Below are 24,306 nucleotides of genomic sequence, written 5' to 3'. Positions count from 1 at the left end.
GCTATCGCCGCTCCCACAGCGTCTCGATGCGGTTCTCGATCCTATCGAAGACGAGATCGAGTACGCCTCGGTGGTCCGGCGGCCACCGAGCGTCCTCCGCGTCGGTGCGGCTGGCGGCCGGTGGCGGGTGGAAGTGGTCCCGCGAGTTGTGCGCGTTCGGGTGCCGATCCCACCGGCACTTCCACGCGGTATCCCGTCGGTCTTCCTGATAGTGGACGGTGAAATCGTCGTTGCGGTACCAGCGGATCTCGAGGCGCGCGGCCGCCGATCCCGGGTAGTACTCCTCGGCCAACTCGACACGCAGGTGGCGGTTTCCCGTCTCGACGACCGTCGCGGACTCAACCGTTCGACTCCCCGAAAGTCGGGACCGTAACCGTCGCAACACCGACCGGTCTATCGGCGCGGGGCTCGCCCCGTCGTCCGTCGGCGCCATCGTCAGCCGTGCGACGGGGCCGCGGAGCCGGCGGCCTTCCGCCGAGCGCGTTCGTGAAGGCGGCGCTCCTCGACGGCGGTGGCCCAGTCGCCGAGATCCGCGTACACGTCGTCGATCCGCGCCGCGTCGAACGCGAGGGCGTCGACGTCGGCGGGCGAATCGGCGTCGTACTCGTCGCGGTACCCCTCTATCCGGTCGGTCAGTTCCGACACGCGGACCTGTAACTCGTCGACGGTGTGCTCGCGAGCGAGTTCGCTCACTCGCCGCCACTCGAAGTAGTCGTCGTTGCGCTCGTACCGGACCGGCCGCCCCTCGTGGCGAACGACGATCCCGAGGTCGGCGTAGAAGGACAGGTGCGTCCGCGCCGACTCGGCCGAGCAGTTCGCCCGCTCGGCGATTTCGGCGGCCGTCATCGGCTCCCGGGCGTGGAGTACCGCGCCGTACACGCGTTGCTTCGTGTCCTCACCCGCGAACGGCCGCTCGAACGGGGGCGGACCGTCTCGGTGCGTCCCGTCTCCCATACACCGTGTGCGGTGCTTACGCTATATATTTCTTTTTACAGCAGAATATGTTGGTCACGTTCGACTGCTGCGAACGAGGCTCACCGGTCCGGTGGGAGAGGTTTGCGCCCGCTAGTCGTCCAGCGACGCGACCGCGGTCCGCTCCGCGCCGATCCGGCGGTCGAGGAAGTCGTCGAGCAGCTCCAGCGACCGGATCTTCTGGTCGATGTCGCCGGAGCCGTGGCCCTCCTCGCCGAGCTCCTCGTACTCGTAGTCGTCGCCCTCCGCGAAGCCGGCGTCTTCAAGCGCGTCGCGGAGGATGCGGGCCTGCGAGACGGGAACCCGCGGGTCGTTGACGCCGTGGACGATGAGGAGGGGCGCGTCGACGTTCTCGACGTAATTGACGGGGCTGCGCTCGCGGTAGATCTCCTCGTTCTCGTCCGGCTCGCCGAGGTTCTTCACCATGAGCTCCGTCCGGAAGTGCGGCATGGTGTTCTCGTACATGTCGAACAGGTCGCTGACGCCGACCCACGTGACCCCCGCGGCGTACAGCTCCGGGTACTGGACCAGCTGCCAGTTGGCGGAGTAGCCGCCGTAGGAGCCGCCGTACACGGCGACGCGGTCCTCGTCGAGCCAGTCGTACTCGTCGAGGACGTGCTCGGCGCCGGTCGCCACGTCGCCCTGCTCGGCGCCGCCCCAGTCGTCGTACAGCTCTTGTACGAACTCGCGGCCGCGCCCCGTGGAGCCGCGGTAGTTCACCTGAAGCACGGAGTAGCCGCGCGACAGCAGGAACTGGACTCGGTAGCTGAACCGCCGCATGTCGTGGTGTCGCGGTCCGCCGTGGGGGTTGACGATCAGCGGCGAGGGGCGTCGGCCGGAGTCGAACAGCAGCCCTTCGATCTCGAACTCCTCGTAGGGGTCGTGGTCCACCGCCCGCGCCGGCGTCTCGGGGACGCCGTCGGAGGCGAACGAGACCGTCTCGGGCTCGACGAAGTCGTCCGGGTCGAACGGGCCGTACTCGGCGTCGAACAGGGTCTCCGTGGCGTCCGCGTCGAGGTCGTACGCGACGAGTTCGGGCCGTTTGCTCGACGTCGTCCGGTACGCGAGCAGGCGGTCGTCCGCCAAGCGGCCCTCCGTCACGTTCGCGACGCCGGCCGGGAAGTCGAGCTCGCGGCCCGCGCCGCCCTCGGCGTCGTAGACGACCGGAACCGTCACGGCGCCGCGCGTCCGGCTCGCGACGAAGCGGTCGCCGCCCTCGAGGAAGTGGCTCGCCGACTCCTCGAACTCGCCGGCGCCGAACCAGGTCACGTCCCCGGCGTCGCCGTCCCCGGCGTCGCCGTTCGCGTCGTCGCTGAGGTCGACGATTCCGGCGCGACCGAGGTCGGCGCTGTTGTCGGTGATCAGGAGGCGCTCGCCCTCGGGGCCCCAGTCCGTCGGAACGACCTCCGCGCCGAGGTCGCCGACCCCGATCTTCCGCGCGTTCGACCCGTCCGCGTCCGCGACGTAGACGTCGAGGTTCTCGTAGGTGTCCGTCTCGTTGGTCGCGTACGCGATCCGGTCGCCGTCGGGCGACAGCTCCCCGGCGTTGACCGCGCGCTCGTAGCCGGTGACCTTCGTCGTCTCGCCGCTCGGCACGTCGTGGCGGTAGAGGTTCATCTGGCCGTCGCGGCTGGAGCCGAGCAGGAGGGTCTCGCCGTCCTCGCCCACGTCGTGGAGACGGATCTGGCCGTCCATCTCGACGACGGGCTCGCTCTCGCCGTCGAGCGACATCGCCCACACGTCGTGCTGCTCGTCGCCGTCCTCGTCGCGGTGGTAGAACAGTCGGTCGCCGCTCGGGTCCCACTCGAAGCCGGCGCGGACCGACCGGGGGACGTCGCCGTCGCTGAGCTGCTCTAGGGAGCCGTCCTCCGGGTTACAGAGGTGAAGCTCGTTGCGGCCGGTCACGTCGTAGTAGAGGGCGACGGTCTCTCCGTCCGGGGACACGCGCGGGCTCGCGATCGTCGGGAGGGAGGCGAGCTCGCGCAGTACGTCGGTCTCGTCTGAGTCTGACATCCGTGTCAACACGGTGACGGCATCCTATTCAACGTTTCCGCCGCATAAATCCGCGGCGGGAGGGGATCGATTCGGGCGCGGTGCCCGCCGGTTCCATCCCCGCTGGAACTCCCCGCAGTCGGACCGGACGACCTCGTCGGCCCCACCTCGACGGGACCGCCTTCCGTCTCGAACGTCGCGACCCCCGCAACGACGTAGAGGGCCTCCTCTCGCACCTCGCGGCTGGGGCTTTGGCGGCGTTCACCGCGCAGTTGTCGATCGCGTGTCGCCGAGCGGCCGGAGCTTTGACGATGATCGACGCCGGTTCGGAGTCGACGATTTATAAATGGGCCCATCGCCCGACTCCGTCCTATCGCTCGCTCCGCACGCTGACCGTCTCCTGTTCGAACGCCTCCTCCTCGTCGCGCCAGCGCCACGACCCGACGAACGGGTAGCCGTCGAGCGCGCAGATGACGTACGAGTGGCCCGGCCACGTCGCCCGCGCGGCGTCCGTCTCGCTCGGGTGCGGCGGCCCGGTCGGGTGCGAGTGGTAGAAGCCGACCACGTCGAGACCGGCGTCCTCGACGGTCTCGATCAGCTCCAACTGCTCCTCGGGGTCGATCAGGTACCGGATCTCCGGCGTCTCCGCGACGTTCTCCGCCGCGTACGTCTCCGTGACGACGCTCGGCTCGCCGTCGTCGCCGTGTTCGCCGGCGAGCACGCCGCAGATCTCCGCCTCGCCGCCCTCGTACGCCCGGTACACGACCTCGTCGTACGCCGCCCGCGTGAGCTCGATCATACCCGGAGATGGCCCGACACCCGGATAAGTCCGTTCGGACCAGCAATGACTACGACTGGTCGGGGATACCGGCAGTCGCTGGCGAGGTGAGAACGTCGATCAAAACGTGAGTGCGGTTCGGCGGACCGGGCCGCTCAGAACGTGATGATCTCGTAGTCGTCGTCGACGAGCGAGCGGATGCTCGGGTGGCCGTCGTACTCGTCGAGCGTGACGAGCCCGGAGTCGGCGACGGCGTCCTCGACGCCGAACGCGCCGGAACAGAAGTCACAGACCGCGGCGTCGTCGCGGACCGCCTGGTAGAGCTCGTGGTAGTCGCTCTCCTCGTCTTCGAGCTCCGGGATCCACTGCGTCCCGGCGCCGTCGAAAATCAGTTCCAGCTCGTCGTCGTCGTTCTCCGCGAACTCCTTCGCCGCTTCGAGCGCGTTCGCGAGGCGACCGTAGTCGGCGTGCGACTCGTTACCGGCGAGGATCACGATTGCTGCTTTTGCCATCGTGCTCCGGCGTAGTTCGGGGACGGAGAAAACCCGTCCGCGGCTGTGTGTTGGGATCGTCGAACCGGCCACGACCGCGAGCGGACGGGCATCGCGCGGGGCCGGGCGGACCGCCTTCACCAGTCCCGCGAGACCGGCGTCTCGCTGGCGTTCGCGCGATCTAGCAGCCACGCCGCGGCCCGGTCGAGCGCGTCGTCGTCGGTCGCGGTCACCTTCAGCCGGTTGTGGTCCGCCTCGCGGTCGGGGTAGCAGCCGACAGCCACGTCGAACCTGTCCGTCGCCTCCGCTAAGGCGTCGATGATGTTCGACTCCGGCTCGACGGTGTAGAGGAACCGCGAGCGCCGGTCGCCCCCGAACTCGCCGGCGACCGCCCCGAACGTCGCCTTCAGCTCGTCGGGGATCCCGGGCATGACGTACACGTTCTCGACGACGCAGCCCGGCGCGAGTCCCGCCTCGGTCACCAGCGGGCGGCTCCTCTCGGGGACCGCCGCCTCGGCCGCGACGTCGACGTCGAACTCGCGGTCGGGGACGCGCTCGCGGATCGCGGCCAGCCGCCGCTCAACCGACTCGCGCGTGAGGTCGGTCGGGGCCAGCTCGCGGTCGAACGCGTCCGCGACTGCCTCCATCGTCACGTCGTCCGGAGTGCTGCCGATCCCGCCCGTGACGATCACGGCGTCGGAGTCGACCGCGTACTCCCGGACCCGGTCGGCGATCTCGGCGCGGTCATCCGGGATCGAGAGGATCCGCGACACGGCGACGCCGCGCTCGCTCAGCTCCGCGGCGAGCCAGTTCGCGTTCGTGTTCACCGTGTCGCCCGAGAGCAGTTCGTCCCCGACCGTGATCAGCGCGACCTCCATCGATCCGTCGTAGGGCCGGCGGAGGGATGTACGTTTCCCGCCGGGTTCGACCCGAATAATAATGAGGGACCGCGGCCTCGGTCCGGAGGTGACGCGCGACACCACGCGCCGCGCGGTCCTCGCGAGCGTCCTCGCGGCCGGCAGCGCCGGGCTGGCGGCGAGCGACGCGGCCGACCTCCTCGACTCGTTCGCCCCGCTGTCGGGCGAGGCGTGGGACGCCGCGGACCGGTCGCTCCCCGAGACCGTCGAGAGCCCGCACGGTCCCGCAGCCGTCGCCCGAGACGAGTTCGGCGTCCCGCAGGTCGAGGCGGACGCGGAGCCGGCAGCGTACTTCGCGGTCGGCTACTGCCAGGCGTTCGACCGGCTGTTCGCGATGGACCTCCAGCGCCGCGCCATGCGCGGCCGGCTCTCCGAGGTCGTCGGGGAGGCGACCCTCGACAGCGACGAGTTCAACGTCGCGATGGGGTTTTCGGACGCCGCCGAGGCCACCTGGGACGTCGTCGCCGAGACGCGCGCCGGTCCGCTCGTGGAGGCGTTCAGCGACGGGGTCAACAGGGCGATGGAGGACCTCCCGCTCCCGCTGGAGTTCGAGCTGATCGGCTACGAGCCCGAGCCGTGGAGCCCCGTCGACTCGATGCTGATGGAGAAGCAGATCTCGTGGACGCTCACCGGGGGCTTCGGCGAACTGCGGCGCGCGCTCGTCGCCGAGCGCCTCGGCGCGGAGCGCGCAGAAACGCTGTTCCCGAAGCGGTACGACCACGAGGAGACGATCCTCGACGGGACGGAGACGCGGCTGGACGGGGCGACGGGAGACGCGGCCGACGCGGGCGGCCGCCGATGGGACCGGTCAGCGACGGGGTCGGCGGAGCCCGTCGACCCCGCCCTGACCGACTGGCTCTCCGGCTTCGAGTCGCCGACCGGCGTCGGCTCGAACAGCTGGGTCGTCTCCGGCGAGCACACCGAGAGCGGGACCCCGATCCTCGCGTACGACCCGCACCTCTCCTTACAGGCGCCGCCGCTGTGGTACGAGCAGTCGGTGGAGACGCCCGAGCGGTCGGTGCGGGGCGCGACGTTCTCCGGCGTCCCGTTCGTCATCGCGGGCGCGAACGACCGCGGCGCGTGGTCGTTCACCAACCTCGGCGCCGACGTACTCGACTGCTACCGGTACGAGATCGACGACGCGGGCGACCGCTACCGGTACGACGGCGAGTGGCGCGACTTCGAGACCGACGAGCGCGAGACGATCCCGGTCGCCGGCGGCGAGGACCGCGAGCTCCGGGTCCGACGGACCGTCCACGGCCCGCTGATCGAACGGGAGGGGCGGACGGTCGGCGTCGCGTGGACCGGTCACACCGCGACGCGTACCACGGCCGCCATCGAGGCGTACGGGCGAAGCGAGGGGGTCGACGACCTGCTGGAGGCGACCCGCGACTTCGATCTTCCGACGCAGAACCTCGTGTACGCGGACGCCGACGGCCGGACGCTCTACTACGCGACCGGCCGGCTGCCGATCCGGCGGATCGACGGCGAGGTCGTCGACGGCGACCGGATCTTCGACGGCTCCGCGGGCGAGGGGGAGTGGACGGGGTTCGAGCCGTTCGGCGAGTCCTCGTGGGAGGGGTTCGTCCCGTTCGCGGAGAAGCCGCACGCGATCGACCCCGACGTCCTCTCGACGGCCAACCAGCGCCCGATCGACGACCCGGCCCACTACGTCGGCGTCGACTACGCGGCGCCGTACCGCGGCGCGCGGATCGCGGAGCGGCTGGCCGAGCGAGTCGATGAGGGTGAGCCGACCGATCCCGACTTCCACCGCGCGCTCCAGAGCGACGTGCGCGACGGCCGCGCGGCCGAGCTCGTCCCCGAGCTGGTCGAGGCGGTCCGCGACCGGCACGGCTTCGACTCGGACGTGATCCGCGCCGCCAACGACCTCGACGAGTGGGACTACCGGATGCGACGCGACTCCGGCGCCGCGCTGATCTTCGCCCGGTATCTCCCGAAGTTCCGCGAGCGCGTCTTCGGCCCCGCGTTCTCCGACGCCGACCTCGGCGAGTCCTACTACCCGAGCGACTGGACGCTCGCGCGGCTCCCCGCCGACGACCCGCTGTTCGACGGACGCCCCCGGGGTGCCCTCGCGGTCGCCGCCCTCCTCGACGCGCTCGACGAGATCGACGAGGCGGGGTGGGACCGATACGGCGACTACAACACCACCCGCGCGATGACGCACCCGCTCGGCGGCGAGGCGCCGTTCCTGAACTACGCGGAGCTGCCGGCCGACGGCTCGCCCGCGACGGTGAAGAACTACCGCGTCGAGTCGTCGGTCGGGTCGAGCTGGCGGATGGCCGTGCGACCGGGGACCGACGCGACCGCGGTCCTGCCGGGCGGGAACTCCGGCGACTACTTCTCGGAGCACTACGACGACCAGCTCCGGCGCTGGCTCGACAACGACCAGCGCCCGATGCCACTCGGGGCCGGCGGCGAGCCGGCGGTGCGGTTCGAGCCGTCGACGGAGGGGTCTCAATGATCGATCTGACCTCGCTCGGCGACCGCGTCAGGACCGAGCCGCGTCCGCACGCGGTCGCGGTGGTCGCCGCGCTCGTCGCCGGCGTCGGGCTCGCGTCGGTCCACTGGCTCGGGCTGATCGCCGCGGGCGCGCTCGCGTCGCTCGCGGCGCCGACGGTGCGTCGGGGGGCGGGGTACGCGCTCGGCGCGGGGGTAGTCTGTCTCGCCGCGTTCGCGGTCTCGCTCGGCCCGGCGGCCGGCGCGGCGTCGGACATGTTCCCGGTCGTCTACGTCACGGTCGGCGCCGGACTCGGGCTGCCGCTGTTCGGGTCGCTGGCGCGCGCCGCGGCGGCGTGAGTGTCAGTCGAGGCGTTCCAAGTCGGTCACGGTCTCGTCGGTCTCGACGTCGCCCGTGTTGCGCGTCTCGCTCGGCTCGAAGAGGAGTATCTCTGCCTCGGGCTCGGCGACGGGCCGGTGTTCGGTCCCGCGCGGGACGATCGCGAACTCGCCTTCCTCCAGCACCGCGTCCGCCTCCTCGCGGAACTCGATCCGGAGCCGTCCCGCGTTGACGAGGAACAGCTCGTCGGCGTCTTCGTGCTGATGCCAGACGAACTCGCCGTCCGCCTTCGCGAGCTTCACCGCCTGCCCGTTGAGCTCGCCGGCGAGCCGCGGCGACCACGTCTCGTCGAACGAGTCGAACGCGTCGGCGAGGGACACCTTCTCCATACCGTCGGTCCGGGGCGGAGCACCAAAGTCGCTGCCCTCGGCGGAGGTCTATGTACGTCTCCGGAGCCGCACCGACCCCTCCGTGTCGGCCGATAGGGCTCATATAAGCGTTTAGGGGCGAAGTCGCCGTGCCGAGAGGTATGGCAGCGACTCACGCGGACGAGGAGGGCGATCCGATCCGGGCGGCACGGGCCGAGCTCCGCGTCGAGCGGCGCCGAGTCGTCGACGAGCGCGAGGCGTTCCGGGCGTTCCGCGGCCGCGTGTCGTCGATTCCGGACGAGAGCGGGACTCCCGGCCCGTCCGACCCCGCCGCAACTGACGGGTTCGCCGGCGTGGGCGGCGCGGTGAGCGACGCGGTCGGCAGCGGAACGGGAGGTCGCGGCGACGTGACGGCCGCTCCCGGCTCGCGGCTCGTCGCGGTGCGGGACGCGTACCGCGCCACCGTGATGTCGGTCCCGCACTACGCCGAGGAGTACGACGACACCTACGAGCGGAGCGTCGCCGAGGAGTTCGGCCCGGAGCTCGCGTACGCGCTCACCAGGACGGACTACTTCCACGAGGAGTACAAGCGCTCCCTGCTGAGCGCCGTCGAGACCGCGGTTCAGGAGCGCGAGGCGTTCCTCGACGCCGTGGAGTCGGAGACCGAGTCGGTCGAGCGCGCCGGATCCCGCCTCGAACCGATCCGGCGGGAGATCGAGGCGATCGACGACGAACTCGGTGGAGAGGGAGGCGACGCAGCGGGCGCCGGGTTCGGCGCGCTCGACGCCTGCCGGACTCGGACCGCGGCGCTCCGCGAGGACTGCGACCGGATCGCGGCCCGCCGCCAGCGCGTGCTCGCGGACCACGAGCGCCGGCTCGCGCTCGGCGACGCGATCGATCTCCCGGGGTACTGCTACCAGGACCTCGACGTCACGTACCCGGTGTTGGCGGCGGTCGGCTCGGTCGGCGATCAGCTGGAGGCGCTCAGGGGGCGCATCGAGCGGGCCATGGCGCGAGCTCGCTGATTGGTCGGTTCGGGTGAACACCAGCGAGCGTGCGTATTCCGCTTCAGTTGCGGTCGATACGGATGCGCGACGATAGTTATAAACGAAGGCGGTCCAGCGGTGAATCCTCCGAATTCACAGCCGCTCATTTATAAATGGTTGCCGGGAGATCGACGGCGAACATCTCCAAAGCCCCAGTCGCGAGGACTCGCGCGGCTCGCTGCGGTCCTCGGTCGGTCGCTAACGCTCCCCTCCCTGCGGTCCTTGCGTCGTCACCAGAACGCGAAGCGTTCTGGTTGGCTCACGAGAGCTCTGCTCTCGTGAACGCCGTGCTTCGTCCTCGCGACTGCCCCTTTGAGCCCCACCCCGCACCACCGGAAGACGTTCCTGCTCGCTCCCTTCGGTCGCTGCGCGGGCTGCGACTTCCGTGCTCCCGCTCGCTTCGCTCGCGGGAACGCACCGCACAACACCTCTCGCCTCCCCAGCCTCGTCGGTCGCCGTCGCTTCGCTCGGCGACCGACTCCCTCGCGCGTGCCGTCTCGCGGCCGCCGAGGGCGGCCGCTCGCAGGCACGCGCCACCGCCTGAGCCTATAAATAATGGCGCCGCCGCTCGCAGTCACTTATAAATCGAGGCCTTCCATCGACGGTCTCCGCCGACGATTCCGACCCGGTAACACCCGTGTCCGCGCCGATTCAAGTCCCTCCGGGGCGTATCCGAAAGTATGACAGACGAATCCGACTCCGCAGGCGCCGGAACCGAGGACGGACCGACCCCCACCCCCGGGATCCACCACGTGACCTGCGTCGCGGGCGACCCGCAGCGCAACCTCGACTTCTGGGTCGAGACGCTCGGCCTCCGCCTCGTGAAGCGCTCGATCAACCAGGACGACCCCGGAACGTACCACTTCTTCTACGGCGACGCGGAGGGCACGCCCGGCACCAGCATGACATTCTTCCCGTGGACGGACCTGCCGGACGGCGATGTCGGCGCCGGCCAGGTCTCCCGGACCGCGTTCCGCGTGCCCGAGGGGAGCCTCGACTACTGGGAGGCGCGGTTCGACGAGCGCGGCGTCGACCACGACGACCGCGAGGAGCGCTTCGGCGAGACGGTCCTTCCCTTCCGCGACCCCGACGGGCTCCCCGTCGAGCTGATCGAAGTCGAGGTCCCCGACGACGACCCGACGACGGCGTGGACCGCGTTCGTCCCCGAGTCGGCCGCGATCCGCGGGTTCCACTCCGTGACGCTGTGGCTCGACGACGCCGAGCGCACCGAGCGACTCCTCCGCACGATGGGGCTGGAGGCCGAGGCGACCGAGCGGGACGCCGCGACCGGGACCGACCGAACGCGCTTCGCCGCGACCGGCCCCGTCGGGAAGTACGTCGACGTGGTCGAGACGGACCGGAAGGGAAGTTCGGGCCGCGGCACGGTCCACCACGTCGCGTTCCAGACGCCGACCGACGCCGACCAGTCGGCGATGCGCGACGCGGTCGCGTCGATGGGCCTCCGCCCGACCGAACAGATCGACCGTCACTGGTTCCGCTCGGTCTACTTCCGGGAGTTCGCGGGCGTCCTCTTCGAGCTCGCCACGTCGGACCCGGGGTACGCGAGCGACGAACCGCTCGACGAACTCGGGGAGCGGCTGGTGTTGCCCGGACGGTTCGAGGACCGCCGCGACGAGATCGAGTCCGGCCTCGCCGACGTGACGGTGCCGCGGTCTGACGCGGCGTTCGCGGCGAACCGCGCGGACTGAGGGGGTTCGCGGCGAACCGCGCGGACTGAGAGGGTCCCCGCCGAAGCACTGCCCGCCCGAGACCGATCCTTCTAATCGCGCGGCGCCGAACGCCCTTCCATGACCGAGGACCTCGGCACGCCGGTGCTGGACAATCACCTCCACCTCGACCCTCGGCACGGCCGCGGGATCGAGGCCGTCGAGGAGTTCGCGCGGCTCGGCGGCACCCACCTGCTCGTGGTGAACAAGCCCTCGTGGCTGCTCGGCGTCGAGCCGGACGAGCCGGCCGACTTCCGGGCCGTCTTCGAGGAGACGCTGGAGACGGTCGCGTCGGCGACCGAGGCGCTACCGGGGCGCGCCTGGCCCGTCCTCGGCGTCCACCCCGGGCTGATCAGCCGGCTCGTCGACGAGCGCGGCTTCTCGCCGGAGGGCGCCCGCGACCTCATGCGCGGCGGGCTGGCGGTCGCGAGCGAGTACGTCGCCGACGGCGAGGCGCTCGCGCTGAAGTCGGGGCGCCCGCACTACGACGTGAGCGACGCGGTCTGGGAGGCGTCGAACGCGGTCACGCGGCGCGCGTTCGAGCTGGGCGCCGAGGTCGACTGCGCCGTCCAGCTCCACACCGAGGCCACGGAGGACCTGACCGACCTCGCCGCCGTCGCCGAGGCGGTCGGCCTCGACCCCGCGAAGGTCGTCAAACACTACGCGGCCGGCGAACTCGCGGGCGTCACCCCGAGCGTGATGAGCGACAAGGAGCGGCTGGAGCGGGCCGCCGAGTCGGGCGAGCCGTTCCTGATGGAGACGGACTTCGTCGACGACCCGGACCGCCCGGGGATGGTGCTGGGCCCGAAGACCGTCCCCCGGCGGGTGCGCTGGCTGCTGGATGAGGGGCACGACGAGGCGGTCCGGCGGGCGCACGTCGAGACCCCCCGCGCCGTGTACGGAATCGACACCGAGGCGACGCTGGAGAGAGAGCCCTGATTCCGGGATTCACGCGGGTGAGACACGGTCTCGGGCGGCGATCGATAGGAAAGGCATTTGAGTAGTCCGGGCGACGTACGGGACATGACCGACGACGACGCCGTTGAAACGTTCTATACCGACGAACGCTGGCAGAACTGGCTCGACAGGCTGGCCGAAGAGGATATCGACCCCGAGAACGAGGACTCCGCGCGGCTCCTCTTAAACCTCCAGGACGACGCCGCGATCGCCGTGGTGAAGGTGCTGGCCGCGTTCGACGACGGCCGCATCGACGAGGACCGCGCCGTCGAGGAGGTCCGCGACATCCGCGAGATCGTCCTCGACGACGTCGAGTTCGACGACGAGGACAAGGTGATGCTGATCGACGGCGTCCAGACCTCGCTCGTCCCCGTCTTCTACGCGGCCGAGGAGTACGTCGTCGGCGGCGTCGTCGAGGGCGACGTGAGCGAGTTCGTGCGCGCGGCCGCCGAGGCCGAGGAGGACGACGACCTCGACGCCGCGCTCGGCTACGTCGTTCAGGCCGGCACGCGCGTCATCGACGGCGAGGCGCTCGACATCGAGCTCGTCGAGGACCTCGAATACGGGCTCGTCTCCGAGTGGGTCAACGGGCTCGACTCCCTCCAATCGGCCATCGAGGACCCGGAAGTCGTCGAAGAAGAGGACTAAGCGGGGTCGACGGACCCGCCCCTGTCGGGCCGCTCGAGGTGAAATGTTTTCAGCGCACGTAGCGTCCGGTCCGTATGGTCTCTCTCGCGGCCGGACTGGCGATCGCGCTGCTCGTCGTCTGGACGGCCAGCTCGTTCGTCCCGCTGGTGCCGGGCGGCGTCCTCGCGGCGCTGACCGTCGTCGGCTACGCGTCCACCACCGGGTTCGCGGAACCGAGCCTCGCCGTGGTGGTCGCGCTCGTCGTCGTCTCGCTGCTGGCCTCCGCCGCGGACGTCGCGTCGGGGATGGTCTCCGGGAGGCTCGGCGGCGCGTCGACCCGAACCGTCGTCCTCGGGACGCTGGTGGGGATCGCCCTCCTGATCCCGCTCGGGCCGATCGGGATCGTCGTCGGACTGGGCGGCACCGTCTTCCTCGCCGCCCTCGACGAGCACGACGGCGACACGCGCGAGGCCGCTCGGCAGGCGGCCTACGCGATGGTCGGCGCCCTCGCCAGCGCGTTCGTCCAGGCCGTCCTGCTTGCCGGCGTCACGGTCGCGTTCGCGCTGGCGGTCCTGTGAGGCGACCGGGAGCGCGCCGCTCCAGCCTCCCCTCACGCCGCCACGGAGAACAGCAGCAGGTTGTGCGCCGCCGGGCCGAGCCCCATCGCGGCGACGAACCCGAGGAGGAGGTACCCCTCCGTCGGTTCCTCGCGGACGTAGGCCGCGAACAGCCACACGACTGCGCTCGCGACGGCGAGCTTCACGAGGAGGAACAGCCACCCCTCGCCGATCACCGGGAGCGACGGGAGTCCGCCGATTTCGAGCAGGATCCGCGAGACGGGGGTGCGCTCGCCGAAGCCGAGCTGCGTCGTCCCGACCGCGGTCGAGACGCCGTCGAGCGCGTGGCCGAACACCGCGAGGGCGCCGACGGACCCGGTTGCCGCGGCCTCGGGTCGGAAACGTGTCAGTCCGACCCAGGCGGCGCCCGCGATCGGGAGGGTGAGCGCGAACGCGACCGCCGACCAGCGCGCACCGGCCGGCGAGAGCCCGGCCCCGAGGGCGACGGCGACGACGGGGAGGAGACAGAGGGCGCCAGCGGCGGCGAGCGTCGCCGCGACGCGGTCCGGGCGCGCGGCGTCGGCGGCGAGCCACGCCGCGCCCGCGAGCACCCCGACCGTGAGGTAGACGGTCGGCGAGCCGGCGAACGGCGCGAGCGAGGACGGAAGCGCGTCGACGACGTAGAGGACGTGAGCCGCGGAGCCGAGCGCCATCCACGGGGCGAGCGCGAGCACGCGCCGCGCGGTGACCCGCGGTCGCCGGCGCCGGAGCGCGGCGGCGACCCCGCCGGTCGCGAGCAGGACGACGAGGAGGTGGGGGAGGGGGGGAAGCGTCGTGCCAGCCGGGAGGAGGCCGCCGACCATCAGACGGACAGGACGGGCTGGCTCGCGTACAGGAGGACGTACTCCGCGGCCTTCCCCAGCACCTCGCCGGGGTCGCCGGAGACCGGCTCGCGCGGGACGACGATGAAGTCGGATTCCAGCTCCTCGGCCGTGTCGAGGACGACGCTCCCCGGGTGGACCGTCTTCACCGACGTGGAGAAGCCGTACGCGATGGAGTTGCTGTGGGGGACTCCGGCGGCCTCCGCGCGGCGCGCGACGGAGTCGGTGAACGCCTCGGAGTCGTCGGCCACCTCGCTCTCGTCGACCACGCCGTGGTCGATGGCGCGGACGACCTCCTCGTCGAGGACGTACAGCGCGTGGACGCTCGCGCCGTACTCGCTCGCGAGCGCGATGGCGTAATCGACCGCCTCGTGCGACTCCTCGCTGCCGTCGACGGGCACGAGGACGAGGTCGATGTCGAGATCGGTCATACCCGACCCGTCGGCGGGGGAGGTCAAAAAGCCCGCCCCAACGGCGTGGTCGGGTGACCGCGCGGCTCCGGGGTCGACGCGGTACCTCGATCCGCGCGATTCCGTCCTGTCGATCCGGTTGAATCCGTTTTTCAGACGAATTCTCGCCTGAAACGGCCGGTCGCTGGAGGGTGTTTTTTGATCGGTTGCGGGAGTGAGTGTTGTACGTCGTGAGTGAGGCCGTTTATAAGGGGAGTTGGAGTGTTGTTGTCGGCTATTTATAAGTGACTGACGCTGCTGCGGTGAGTACCTCCAAAGCCCCAGTCGCGGGGCGGACGCACGCTCGCTGTGCTCCTCGCTCAGTCGCTGGCGCTCCTTCGCTGCGGTGCTTACGTCGTCATCAGAACGCTCCGCGTTCTGATTGGCTCACGAGAGCTCTGCTCTCGTGAACGCCTGCGTCCGCCTCGCGACTGCCCCTTTGAGTCCCGCCCCAGACAGCCCCGCACGGCACCTCACACCTCCCCAGCCTCGCCGCTCACGCCCTGCGGGCGTTCGCGGCGTCCCTCGCGGGCTGGCTCGCGGCCGCCAATGGCGGCCGCTCGCAGGCGCGCCGACCGCAGCCTGATTTATAAGCGGTTGTCGCCGTCGCTCTCGGTCATTTAAATACTACCTCGCGGCCGCCGATCTGCGATACCCACTCCCGCTATCGCTCGTCGCTACCCCTATACTGAGCGATCGAGCGCGAGAGATATCGAATCCTGAGCATTTCAACGAATCCGCGGGCTCAGAAGTCGGGGAGTTCCCGCTGGCCCGCCGTTCGGCGCTCGGCCGGCGGGACGTTCGTCGCGACGATCTCGTCGACCGCGTCGCGGTTGTCGGCGTCGCTGTTGATCGCGCGGGTCGCGTCCTCGCGGTCGACGCGGAACCCCGCGTCGGCGTACGCGTCGTACATCACGCCGCTGTTCGAGAGGACGACCCACACCCCAGAGTCGTCGAGCTCGCCGGCGACATCGAGCAGGCGGCGCTGGTCCTCGCGGTCGAACCCCGACGCGCTGTACTCGTTGAAGTTCGCGGTCGCGCTCATCGGCTCGTAGGGCGGGTCGAAGTAGACGAGGTCGCCGGGCTCGGCGGCGTCAAGGACGTACGCGAAGTCGCCGTTGCGGATCTCGGTGTCGGCGAGCAGGTCGCTCGCGCGACGGACCCGGTCGCGCTGGACCCAGTCGGGGTCGGTGTACCGGCCGATCGGGACGTTGAATCCGCCGTCCGCGTTCTCGCGGTAGAGCCCGTTGTAGCAGGTGCGGTTGAGGTACAGGAGGAGGGCGGCCTCCTCCAGCGGGTCGAACTCCCCCTCGTACGGCCGGCGGTTGAACCGCGCGCGCTGCTGGTAGTAGTAGGCGTCCACGTCGCGGCCGCGCGCCGTCTCCTCGGCGTACGGGCGGGCCGGGTCGGGGTCGCTCTCGGGGTCGTCGAACTCGGCGAGCCGCGAGAGCAGCTCATCGGGGCGGTCGCGGACCTGCTCGTAGAAGTTCACGAGCCGCGGGTTCGCGTCGTTGACCGTCGCGCGGGCGGGTTCGAGGTCGAAGAAGACGGCGCCGCCGCCGACGAACGGCTCGTGGTAGCGGCCGAAGTCGGCAGGGAACCGGGCGTACAGCTCGTCGAGCAGCTGCCGCTTCCCGCCGGCCCACTTCAGGATCGGCTCGGCCATGCTGTCGGGTGTCGCCCGCGGCCGGGGATAAACGTCTCGGGCCGCGTCCGCGGCGGGCGGCTCTGCGGCCGTCGCGTGCCGACCGTCGGTCTCGGCCGAGCGCTCGGGCCGGTCAGTCGTCGGAGGGCTCCGGCTCCGGCATCGGGAGGTCGTCGACGTGCGCCGCGGCCTCCTCGAAGTTGGGACCGGGCTCGATCGTCCCGGCCTCGCGGTCCCACTCGATGTAGCCGGCCTCTTCCAAGGCCGGAAGGTGCGTCTCGCGGAGTTCGGCGGCGATCTCGTCGGCCCGCCCGCGAACGCGCAGATCCGCGACCGTCTCGACGGCGTCGTCGGCGAGGCCGGCGACCACGCGCCTGCGCTCCGACGCCGCGACGGCGACCGCTGGATCGGTGGTGGGAGTATCGAGTGTCATCGTGTGTCTTTGTCCGTATCTACGAGAGCAGTCGAAACGAAATAAAAGCACCGCCGAGTCGCGTTTCGGGGAGCCTCTCCGTCGGTCCCCCGATAGGCGGATTCGGCTCCCGGGCCGTGAGCGCGGTTCGCGGCGGCCGACTCCGCGCGACCGGGGTTTCGCCGCCGTCCCCGAGACCACTTCACAGATTTTTGAGAGGTATACTAATAGATACCATGGTACAGCTTACACCGCATGAACAACCTTTTCAGATGTTTTACGTGCTTGTCCCGTGATACCATTTCTCAAAACCCATATGTAAAGTGAAAGGTTTTAGTCGGCGGAGCGTGTACGGAGAGATATGTACCAAGGTTCTATCACCTCGGCGGAGGCGAACCGGCCGATCGGCTCCGAGTCGCCGCCGGGAAGTCGCTCGCCGCTGGGGACGCTCGCGTTTCTCGCGCTCGTCCTCGCACCGTTCGTCGCGTTCGCGTACCCCGTCGCGACAGTCGCGCTGCTGACCGGCACCGTCGCGCTCGCCGTCCTGTCGCGGTCCGTCCTGCGGACCCTGCGCCGGCGCAGCGGGCGCGTCCAGACGCTCACGCTCCCCGGGCTGGGGACCGTCGAGTACCGGATCACGACGAACTGACGCGACCGCACGACCGAAACGCCGGCGAACCCCTTTTCGAAAAATCCGTCTCCTCGCAGCGACGCCGCGACCGATCGGGCGCCGTCCTGATCCTCTCGCCTTCGATTCTCCCTAAATCCCGTACGCGACGCGCTCGCCGACGTCGAGCCCGTTCGCGATGGCGGCGTGGAGCCGCCCCTCGCCCGCGACCCAGTCGCCGAGCAGGTACAGCCCCGCGTCCCGCGCCGAGTCGACGGGCCCGCGGTCGACACCGCCCTCTGGCTGCGCGTAGCGCCACCCCTGGTAGTCGGTCCAGTCGGGGTCCGCGAGCCGGTCGTCGCCGACGATTTCGGCGGCGTGGTCGGCGAGCGCGGCGACGTTCTCGGCCGGGTCGTCGTCGTAGCGGGCGTCAGACCACGCGTCGTTCGCCTGAACGACGAGCAGGGTCTCGCCGTCGGGGACGTGGCCGGCCTTGCACTCCTCGCGGGAGATCCAGCCGACCGCGTGCTCCTTGTCGGTGTTGACGAGCGCGTAGTAGGGGACGTCGAGCGCGAACGGGTAGCGGAGGACCGCGGTCCAGACGCTCCGGTACTCGACCCCGTCGACCGCCTCGACGAGCGTCTCGCGGAGCGGGTCGTCCCACTCGGCGGTCCGGAGCAGCTCGGCCGTCTGCGGCGCCGGCGGGTTTAAAAGTAGCACGTCGAACGGACCGTGGGTCTCGCCGTCGGCGTCGTCGAGCTCCCAGCGAGGGTCGTCGCCCGCTCCACCCGCGGCCTCGACCCGCCGAATCGTCTCGACCCGGGTCCGTCGGTGGACGGTCGCGTCGGTGCGGCCGAACAGCCGCTTCGCGATCTGGGTGAGCCCCCGCCGGTAGCTCCACTTGTGCTCGTCGGCGTCGCGCCCGGGCGACACCTCCCCGTCCGCCTCGAAGGTGTACACCGGGTCCGTCACGTCGACGAGCCCCTCGTCGTCGAGCGTCTCGGTGATCAGTTCGACGACGCGGTCGTCGTCGCTTTTCAGGTAGTTCGCCCCGTAGTCGTACGTGAGATCGCCGTGGCGTCGGGTCGCCGCGCGCCCGCAGAGGCCCCCGGACTTCTCCAGCACGGTCACGTCCGCGTCGGGTACGGTGCCGTCGACCACGAACGCCGCCGCGGCCGCCCCGGCGCCCGCGCCGACGATGCCTACGTCAGTCACACCGTTCGTTGGAGTCCGACCCACTTAACCGGTCGTCTCGCGGCCGCTGGCGACGCGCGCGGCGGCGACCGAAAGGCGGTCAGTCGTCGGCGCCGACGACCAGCACGGGCGTGGACGCGCGCCGCTGGACCCGGGTGGGAACCGTCTCGGGGTGGACGAGCCGGTCGAGGCCCGTGCGGCGGGCCGAGCCGACCACGATCAGGTCCACGTCGTGGACGTCGGCGAAGTCGAGCACCTCCTCGTGGGGCGTGCCGTACCGGAACCGCTCCGCCACGTCGACGCCGACCGCCTCGCCGCGGGCCGCGGCGTCCTCGACGAGCGCCTCGCCGGCGCGCTCGCGGCGCTCGACGACCACGTCCCAGCCCTCGGCCGTGTCGACGACGTACAGCGCGTCGACCGTCGCGCCGTGGGCGGCGGCGACGTCCAGTCCCGCGTCGACCGCGGCGCGCCCGGCCTCGTCGTCGCCGGTGACGACGAGCACGCGATCGAAGACGGACCCGACGCTGTCGTCGTCCGAGGCGGCGACTCCGCCGGTCTCGACGGTCTCCGCGGTCGCGGTCGAGTCGGCGGTCTCCGCAGTCGCGGTCGAGTCGGCGGTCTCCGCGGTCGCGGTCGAGTCGGCGGACTCTGCGGTCGTGGACGGGTCTGCGGTGCCGGGAGCGTCGGTGGTGTCGGTGTCGGCGGACATGTGTGGGAGGCCTCGCCCCGTCGCGGGGTTCGGTCGTGTTCGGTTCGACGTACGTGCGGCCAACAGTTAACGATTTTCGACAGTATAGACGATTATCATTATCTATCTGCGCTATGATCGGAGTACGCACCGTTTCTCTACAAATAAACACGAGATTTCTCTATAAACGGCTATTCTGACTGCGCGCAGACTTCGAGAGTCACCGTACGCTTCGCCCGAAACCGGTCGAAGAACCGTTCATCGACGCGGCGAACTCTCCGGACGTTCGTTTTGGAATCTATCGATCGACACGACGAATAATAGGTATTAGCACATTCATTACACGGACCATGTCGAAGTACCTGTATAATGGGCATGCTTTTATAATTTTGACTGAACCCGATCGTGTCGTCAACATATGACGGAAGAAAATTCGAATGTCGCCACCGATGTGGGAAGAAACGTGACATACAGGATCAATCGCGCTCGTTCGGTGTTCGGTGGACTGCGGGACGGGGGAACGCCTCGGGGGGTACGCCGTGCTGCCAGTTAACCCGATTTACGCCGGTCTGGCGGCGCTTCCGCTGCTGTTGCTGCTTTTCACTCTCGTGGTGTTGCGGTGGCGGGCCCACGAGGCCGCGTCGGTCGGGATGTTCTCCGCGGCCGCGGTCGCGCTGACCGCCTACGGGATGCCCGCCGAGGCGCTCTCCGTGGCGAGCGCGAAGGGGGTGTGGGACGCGGTGTTCGTCCTCTACGTCATCCTCCCGGCGCTCGTCTTCTATCATGTGATCGAACGGGCGGACGGGTTCGAGGCGCTGCGCACGCGGATCACGGCGTTCACCGACAACGAGCTGTTCCTCGTGCTGGCGTTCGGCTGGGTGTTCGTCTCGTTCATGCAGTCTATCTCCGGGTTCGGGACGCCCATCGTCGTGGTGGCGCCGCTGCTGCTCGCGCTCGGCGTGAAGCCGGTGTACTCGGTCGCCATCCCGCTCATCGGCCACGCCTGGGCGAACACCTTCGGCACGCTCGGCGTGGCGTGGCTGGCGCTGGTCCAGGTCACCGAGATGCAAAGCGTCGCCGTCACGGCGCTCGCGCTCGCCGTCCTGCTGTGGATCCCGAACCTGATCGCCGGGTTCTCGATCGCCTGGATATACGGTCGGATGGAGGCGGTCCGGTACGCCGCCCCGATGATCCTGATCGTCTCGCTGATCCACGGCGGCGGCCAGCTGGCGGCGGTGACCGTCATCCCGCCGGAGTTCGCGAACTTCTTCGCGGCGACGGTCGGCCTGCTCGCGCTCGGCCCGCTCGCGATGTGGGACCGGTACGCGAGCGCGACCGACGCGATCGGGAAGCGGCTCGTGATGACTGAGTCCCCCACCCCCGCCGCGGAAGGTGACGGGACGGGCGCGGTCGCCGACGGCGGCGTGGCGACGCCCGCCGAGGCGGCCGAGCCCGACGAGGGGCTGATGAGCCTCTCGCTCGCGGCGCTGCCGTTCGCGGCCCTCGCCGCGATCGCGTTCGTCACCGCGGTCGTGACCCCGCTCGGCGACGCGCTCGGAAGCCTCCAAGTCGGCCTGCGCTTCCCCGAGATATCGACCGGGCTCGGCGTCGTCACCGAGGCGGCCGCGCCGTACTCGCCGTTCGCGCCGCTGTCGCACCCCGGGACGTTCCTGCTCGTCAGCGCGCTCGTCGCGTTCGTCGCGTACCGGCGCGGCGGGCACTACGAGGACGCCGCCGCGCGGGCCGAGGCCGATCGGTCGGGCTTCACTCGGGCGGTGCTGGCGACCGCGATCCCGGCGTCGATCGCGGTGATCTCCTTCCTCGTCATGGCGAAGCTGATGGACCACAGCGGGCAGGTGCTCGTCCTCGCGGAGGGGACCGCGAGCGTCGCGACGCCGAATTCCTACGGGTTCCTCTCCCCGCTCATCGGCTCGCTCGGAGCGTTCATGACGTCAAGTAACACGGCGTCGAACATCCTGTTCGGCGGGCTCCAACAGCAGACTGCCGCGCAGCTCGGCGGCATCTCCGAGGCGCTGATCCTCGGCGGGCAGAGCGCCGGCGGCGCGATCGGCAACGCGATCTCGCCGGGCAACGTCATCCTCGGGACGACCGCGGCCGGGATCGTCGGCCGCGAGGGCGACGTCCTCCGAGTGACGATCCCGTGGGTCGCCGCCGTCGGCGCGCTCGTCGGCCTCGCGATCGTCCTGTTGAACGCCGCCGGGCTCCTGGGGGTGGCCTGAGATGGGCGTCCTGGGTCGGTACACGCTGGCGTTCGCCCTGATGGCGCTTTCCTTGCCCCTGATCAGCTACGGTTCGACGGCCGAGGTCGCGGCGCTCTGGGCGGTCGGTCTCGCGATGCTGACCGTCGGAGGGCTGATCCCCCCGGCGGTCCGGTTCACGGCGGCGGACCCGGACGCGCTCTGAGGACCCGCCGCTCGGGGTCGGCTCGCCCGCGGATCGACGAGGCAAGTACGACCCCAACGACGCGTTTTAATCGATCAGTCCGAACAGTACCGGTACGAACGCGAGCGGCGCGACGGACCGGCCCCGCACTGCGATCGAGGCACACGACATGACACCGAACACTACCACGCGGTCGACGAACGACGATGGGTAACGACGAATCGGACGCCTCGGCCGCCGAGACCGACGGGACGAGCGGCGACGGACCGACGGGCGAGACCGACGGCGGGTCGGCCGGCGGGGTCGACTACGCCGCGCGCGCCGCCGACACGCTCGGCTTCTCGCGGTGGTGGCAGATCGCCGCCGCGGCCGGGATGATGGCCGCGGTGAGCCCGTACCAGTACGTCTGGTCGTCCATCTCGCCGGCGCTTTCAGAGGGCCTCGACATCGCGCTGCCGGCGCTCGGCGCGGTGTTCTCGTTTTACGTGGTGTTCCAGTCGCTCTCGCAGTTCCCCGCGGGCAAGTGGCGCGACAGCCGCGGCCCGGGCGCGCTCACGTTCCTCGCGGCGCTGCTCGCGGGCGGCGGGTACATCGGCCTCGCGTACGCGACGAGCCTCTGGCAGCTGTACCTGTTGTACTCGCTGGGCGCGGTCGGCGTCGGCATCGTCTACACCGTCGCGGTCAACACCGCGGTCAAGTGGTTCCCCGACCGCACCGGGCTGACGACCGGCGTCGGGACGATGGCGTTCGCCGCCGGCAGCGCCTTGGTCGTCCCGTACGTCCGGGCGAACGCGACCGTCTCGGCGTACAGCGACGTGCTCCGCAACATCGGGATCGGCATCCTAGTGATCACGCTCGTCGGCTCGTTCCTCCTCCGTGACCCCCCGAAGGACTGGCTGGACCGGAAAAACGGCGACGGCGACGACGGCGACGGCGACGAAGGGGACGGCGGTGACGGCCTCGCGGCGTCGATCCGCGGCCGCAACTACTCGACGCGCGAGATGCTCTCGACGTGGCAGTTCTGGCTGCTGTACGCGATGTTCGTCGCGATGGCGAGCGCCGACCTCATCGTCATCGCGAACGTGGTCCGGTTCGCGGAGAACTTCGGTCTCGCGGAGCTGATCGCGACGCTCTCGGCGACGCTCCTCCCCGTCGCTGCCGGCGTCTCGCGGTTGATCCTCGGCGAGGCGACCGACCGGTTCGACCGCAAGCGCGTGATGGCCGGGTCGTTCCTCCTCGCCGGGCTGTTCCGTATCGGCCTCGTCGGCGCCGGGGAGGCCGGTAACGGCGCCGTCTTCGTCGCGTTCGTCCTCGGGGCGATGTTCTTCTCCTCGCCGCTGTACGTCTTCTTCCCCTCGCTGCTGGCCGACTACTACGGCGCGGCCAACTCCTCGGGCAACTACGCCGTCCTGTACACCGCGAAGGTCGGCGGCGGAGTCTTCTCCGGCGTCGTCGCCGGCTACCTGGTCGCGACGATGGGCTGGAACCCCACCTTCATCCTCGGCGGGGTGCTCGCGGTCGCGGCGGGGCTAGCGGTGTTCGTCCTCCGCCCGCCGAGCGGTTCGGGGCTGAAATCGACGGAACCGCAGCCGGCGGACTGATCGGGACGGACTGCCTCACCGCCGCACCGCCGCACCGCCGCCCTCCCAGTTCACCGCAGCAGCCGACTTCGCTCGCCGCCACCGGGCGCCTTTTTGCCCGCGCGCGCCTACTCGGGGTAATGGAACAACCCACCGCAGCCGCCGACCGCGACCTGTTTCCCGCGCCCCGCTCCGAGGTCTTTCAGGACCAGGGGAAGTTCCGCACGCGGTTCAACTTCCCGGGGCGAAACCTCCCGGACCGCGACGACCACGGGTACGGGCCGCTCTCGACGGTCGTCGAGTCGTTCATGGACCCGGGCACGCTGATCCGGATGCACCAGCACCGCGACGAGGAGATCGTCTCGTGGGTGCCCGCGGGCGTGATGCGCCACGACGACCGCGAGGGCAACGAGCTCGTCACCGACTCGGAACACCTCCTCGTGATGAACGCCGGGTCGGGGTTCTGGCACGCCGAGGAGACGCTGGCGGACGACCCGCCGCTGCGGATGCTCCAGATATTCGTCCGCCCCCAAGAGATCGGGTTGGAGCCCGGGATCCAGCACGGCCCGCTTCCCGACCCCGAGCCGAACGAGTGGCGCCGCGTGTTCGCGCCCGCGGGCGCCGACCACCCGTTCACCGTGCGCAACGCGGTCGACTGCTACGACGTTCGCCTCGACGCGGACGCGGCCGCGACGCTCCCCGAGATCGAGGGCCGCGACGCCTACGTGTACGTCTTCGAGGGCGCCGCCGAGGTCGGCGGCGCCAACCTCGACGAGACGGAGAGCGCCCTGTGGACCGGCGACGGCGCCCCGCCGACCGTGACCGCGGGCGAGGAGGGTGCGACCGTCGTCGCCTTCCTCATTGACCCCGACGCGCCGGTGACGCGGCAGGGGACGATCGGGCGGTAGGGGACAGCGGAGGTACGTGCGCCACCGCCGGACGCGATACAGTATTTAAATAACCAGGAGCGACGACGACGGTTGCTTATAAACCGCTGTGCGGTGGCGCGTGCCTGCGAGGCCGCCACGCGGCCGAGCAGCACGCGCGAGGGAGTCGCTGGCGCCAGACGGCGCCAGCGACGAGGCTGGGGAGGCGTGAGGTGCGGTGCGGTCGCGGTCGGGCGGGACTCAAAGGGGCAGCCGGGAGGACAGCACAGGCGAAGTAAGCACCGCAGGAACGAGCGCAGCGAGTGACGAGGAGCACAGCGAGCGTGTGCTG

The 24,306-nt window shown here is 70.4% G+C and carries 25 protein-coding genes; 12 read left to right on the top strand and 13 right to left on the bottom strand.

Annotated features, from left to right (window positions below):
* Position 1: 1 nt before the first annotated feature.
* From CPZ01_RS12865 to CPZ01_RS12840, 6 genes are all read right to left on the bottom strand, one after another.
* Positions 2-433 carry a hypothetical protein gene (locus tag CPZ01_RS12865; RefSeq protein WP_096395695.1) on the bottom strand — a complete coding sequence of 144 codons (432 nt, stop codon included), beginning with the start codon at positions 431-433 and terminating at the stop codon, positions 2-4.
* Positions 434-435: 2 nt separating this feature from the next.
* Positions 436-954 carry a DUF7342 family protein gene (locus tag CPZ01_RS12860; RefSeq protein WP_096395693.1) on the bottom strand — a complete coding sequence of 173 codons (519 nt, stop codon included), beginning with the start codon at positions 952-954 and terminating at the stop codon, positions 436-438.
* A 111-nt stretch (positions 955-1,065) separates the two neighbouring features.
* Entirely contained in the window at positions 1,066-2,985 is a 1,920-nt protein-coding gene (locus tag CPZ01_RS12855; protein WP_096395691.1) for a S9 family peptidase, read from the bottom strand.
* A 349-nt stretch (positions 2,986-3,334) separates the two neighbouring features.
* Positions 3,335-3,763: a desampylase gene (locus CPZ01_RS12850; RefSeq protein ID WP_096395689.1), complete on the bottom strand. Its 429-nt coding sequence runs from the start codon at positions 3,761-3,763 to the stop codon at positions 3,335-3,337.
* Between the two features lie 134 nt (positions 3,764-3,897).
* Complete coding sequence (locus CPZ01_RS12845; RefSeq protein WP_096395687.1) at positions 3,898-4,254, bottom strand: DsrE family protein; 357 nt, start codon at positions 4,252-4,254, stop codon at positions 3,898-3,900.
* A gap of 116 nt (positions 4,255-4,370) precedes the next feature.
* Positions 4,371-5,111 (bottom strand): competence/damage-inducible protein A, encoded by a 741-nt coding sequence (locus CPZ01_RS12840; RefSeq protein ID WP_096395685.1) that lies wholly within the window; start codon positions 5,109-5,111, stop codon positions 4,371-4,373.
* An 88-nt stretch (positions 5,112-5,199) separates the two neighbouring features.
* Here CPZ01_RS12840 and CPZ01_RS12835 point away from each other — a divergent pair, with 88 nt between their 5' ends.
* A complete protein-coding gene (locus CPZ01_RS12835) occupies positions 5,200-7,632 on the top strand; it encodes a penicillin acylase family protein (RefSeq protein ID WP_096396279.1) in 2,433 nt (810 codons plus the stop codon).
* Positions 7,629-7,967, top strand: coding sequence for a hypothetical protein (locus tag CPZ01_RS12830; protein WP_096395683.1), 339 nt, complete (start codon positions 7,629-7,631; stop codon positions 7,965-7,967). Before CPZ01_RS12835 ends, CPZ01_RS12830 begins: the two co-directional genes overlap by 4 nt.
* 3 nt (positions 7,968-7,970) lie before the next feature.
* Here CPZ01_RS12830 and CPZ01_RS12825 read toward each other — a convergent pair whose 3' ends face one another.
* Entirely contained in the window at positions 7,971-8,336 is a 366-nt protein-coding gene (locus CPZ01_RS12825) for a cupin domain-containing protein (protein WP_096395681.1), read from the bottom strand.
* A 140-nt stretch (positions 8,337-8,476) separates the two neighbouring features.
* Here CPZ01_RS12825 and CPZ01_RS12820 point away from each other — a divergent pair, with 140 nt between their 5' ends.
* From CPZ01_RS12820 to CPZ01_RS12800, 5 genes are all read left to right on the top strand, one after another.
* Positions 8,477-9,340, top strand: a complete 864-nt coding sequence (locus tag CPZ01_RS12820) for a DUF7260 family protein (RefSeq protein WP_096395679.1) — start codon at positions 8,477-8,479, stop codon at positions 9,338-9,340.
* Between the two features lie 701 nt (positions 9,341-10,041).
* Positions 10,042-11,070, top strand: coding sequence for a ring-cleaving dioxygenase (locus tag CPZ01_RS12815; RefSeq protein ID WP_096395677.1), 1,029 nt, complete (start codon positions 10,042-10,044; stop codon positions 11,068-11,070).
* Positions 11,071-11,169: 99 nt separating this feature from the next.
* A complete protein-coding gene (locus tag CPZ01_RS12810; protein WP_096395675.1) occupies positions 11,170-12,027 on the top strand; it encodes a TatD family hydrolase in 858 nt (285 codons plus the stop codon).
* An 84-nt stretch (positions 12,028-12,111) separates the two neighbouring features.
* A complete protein-coding gene (locus CPZ01_RS12805) occupies positions 12,112-12,693 on the top strand; it encodes a DUF2150 family protein (RefSeq protein ID WP_096395673.1) in 582 nt (193 codons plus the stop codon).
* Positions 12,694-12,767: 74 nt separating this feature from the next.
* Positions 12,768-13,250, top strand: a complete 483-nt coding sequence (locus CPZ01_RS12800) for a DUF456 domain-containing protein (protein WP_096395671.1) — start codon at positions 12,768-12,770, stop codon at positions 13,248-13,250.
* A gap of 32 nt (positions 13,251-13,282) precedes the next feature.
* Here CPZ01_RS12800 and CPZ01_RS12795 read toward each other — a convergent pair whose 3' ends face one another.
* The 4 genes from CPZ01_RS12795 to CPZ01_RS12780 all read right to left on the bottom strand — a co-directional run bounded on the left by CPZ01_RS12795 (position 13,283) and on the right by CPZ01_RS12780 (position 16,637).
* Positions 13,283-14,092 (bottom strand): DUF63 family protein, encoded by an 810-nt coding sequence (locus CPZ01_RS12795; RefSeq protein WP_096395669.1) that lies wholly within the window; start codon positions 14,090-14,092, stop codon positions 13,283-13,285.
* Entirely contained in the window at positions 14,092-14,541 is a 450-nt protein-coding gene (locus tag CPZ01_RS12790) for a universal stress protein (RefSeq protein ID WP_096395667.1), read from the bottom strand. The genes CPZ01_RS12795 and CPZ01_RS12790 overlap by 1 nt, the downstream gene beginning before the upstream one ends.
* A gap of 763 nt (positions 14,542-15,304) precedes the next feature.
* Positions 15,305-16,225, bottom strand: a complete 921-nt coding sequence (locus CPZ01_RS12785; RefSeq protein ID WP_096395665.1) for a DNA adenine methylase — start codon at positions 16,223-16,225, stop codon at positions 15,305-15,307.
* 112 nt (positions 16,226-16,337) lie between these two features.
* Positions 16,338-16,637 (bottom strand): DUF7344 domain-containing protein, encoded by a 300-nt coding sequence (locus CPZ01_RS12780; protein WP_096395662.1) that lies wholly within the window; start codon positions 16,635-16,637, stop codon positions 16,338-16,340.
* Positions 16,638-16,977: 340 nt separating this feature from the next.
* Here CPZ01_RS12780 and CPZ01_RS12775 point away from each other — a divergent pair, with 340 nt between their 5' ends.
* Positions 16,978-17,265, top strand: a complete 288-nt coding sequence (locus CPZ01_RS12775; RefSeq protein WP_096395660.1) for a hypothetical protein — start codon at positions 16,978-16,980, stop codon at positions 17,263-17,265.
* A gap of 111 nt (positions 17,266-17,376) precedes the next feature.
* Here CPZ01_RS12775 and CPZ01_RS12770 read toward each other — a convergent pair whose 3' ends face one another.
* Complete coding sequence (locus CPZ01_RS12770; protein ID WP_096395658.1) at positions 17,377-18,438, bottom strand: NAD(P)/FAD-dependent oxidoreductase; 1,062 nt, start codon at positions 18,436-18,438, stop codon at positions 17,377-17,379.
* A 79-nt stretch (positions 18,439-18,517) separates the two neighbouring features.
* Complete coding sequence (locus tag CPZ01_RS12765; protein ID WP_096395656.1) at positions 18,518-19,126, bottom strand: universal stress protein; 609 nt, start codon at positions 19,124-19,126, stop codon at positions 18,518-18,520.
* A 479-nt stretch (positions 19,127-19,605) separates the two neighbouring features.
* Here CPZ01_RS12765 and CPZ01_RS12760 point away from each other — a divergent pair, with 479 nt between their 5' ends.
* From CPZ01_RS12760 to CPZ01_RS12745, 4 genes are all read left to right on the top strand, one after another.
* On the top strand, positions 19,606-21,345 hold the full coding sequence (locus tag CPZ01_RS12760) for an L-lactate permease (protein WP_197702921.1): 1,740 nt from the start codon (positions 19,606-19,608) through the stop codon (positions 21,343-21,345).
* Position 21,346: 1 nt separating this feature from the next.
* Positions 21,347-21,529: a hypothetical protein gene (locus tag CPZ01_RS12755; protein ID WP_096395654.1), complete on the top strand. Its 183-nt coding sequence runs from the start codon at positions 21,347-21,349 to the stop codon at positions 21,527-21,529.
* Between the two features lie 185 nt (positions 21,530-21,714).
* On the top strand, positions 21,715-23,109 hold the full coding sequence (locus CPZ01_RS12750) for an OFA family MFS transporter (protein WP_096395652.1): 1,395 nt from the start codon (positions 21,715-21,717) through the stop codon (positions 23,107-23,109).
* Positions 23,110-23,228: 119 nt separating this feature from the next.
* The gene (locus tag CPZ01_RS12745; RefSeq protein WP_096395650.1) at positions 23,229-23,996 is read left to right on the top strand and encodes a pirin family protein; all 768 of its coding nucleotides are present in this window, start codon (positions 23,229-23,231) and stop codon (positions 23,994-23,996) included.
* The last annotated feature ends 310 nt before the right edge of the window (positions 23,997-24,306 follow it).

This window comes from Halorubrum trapanicum (assembly GCF_002355655.1).
Lineage (GTDB): Archaea > Halobacteriota > Halobacteria > Halobacteriales > Haloferacaceae > Halorubrum > Halorubrum trapanicum_A.
Note: the sequence above shows the minus strand (reverse complement) of the source record. Positions and strands in the feature narration are given on the sequence as shown.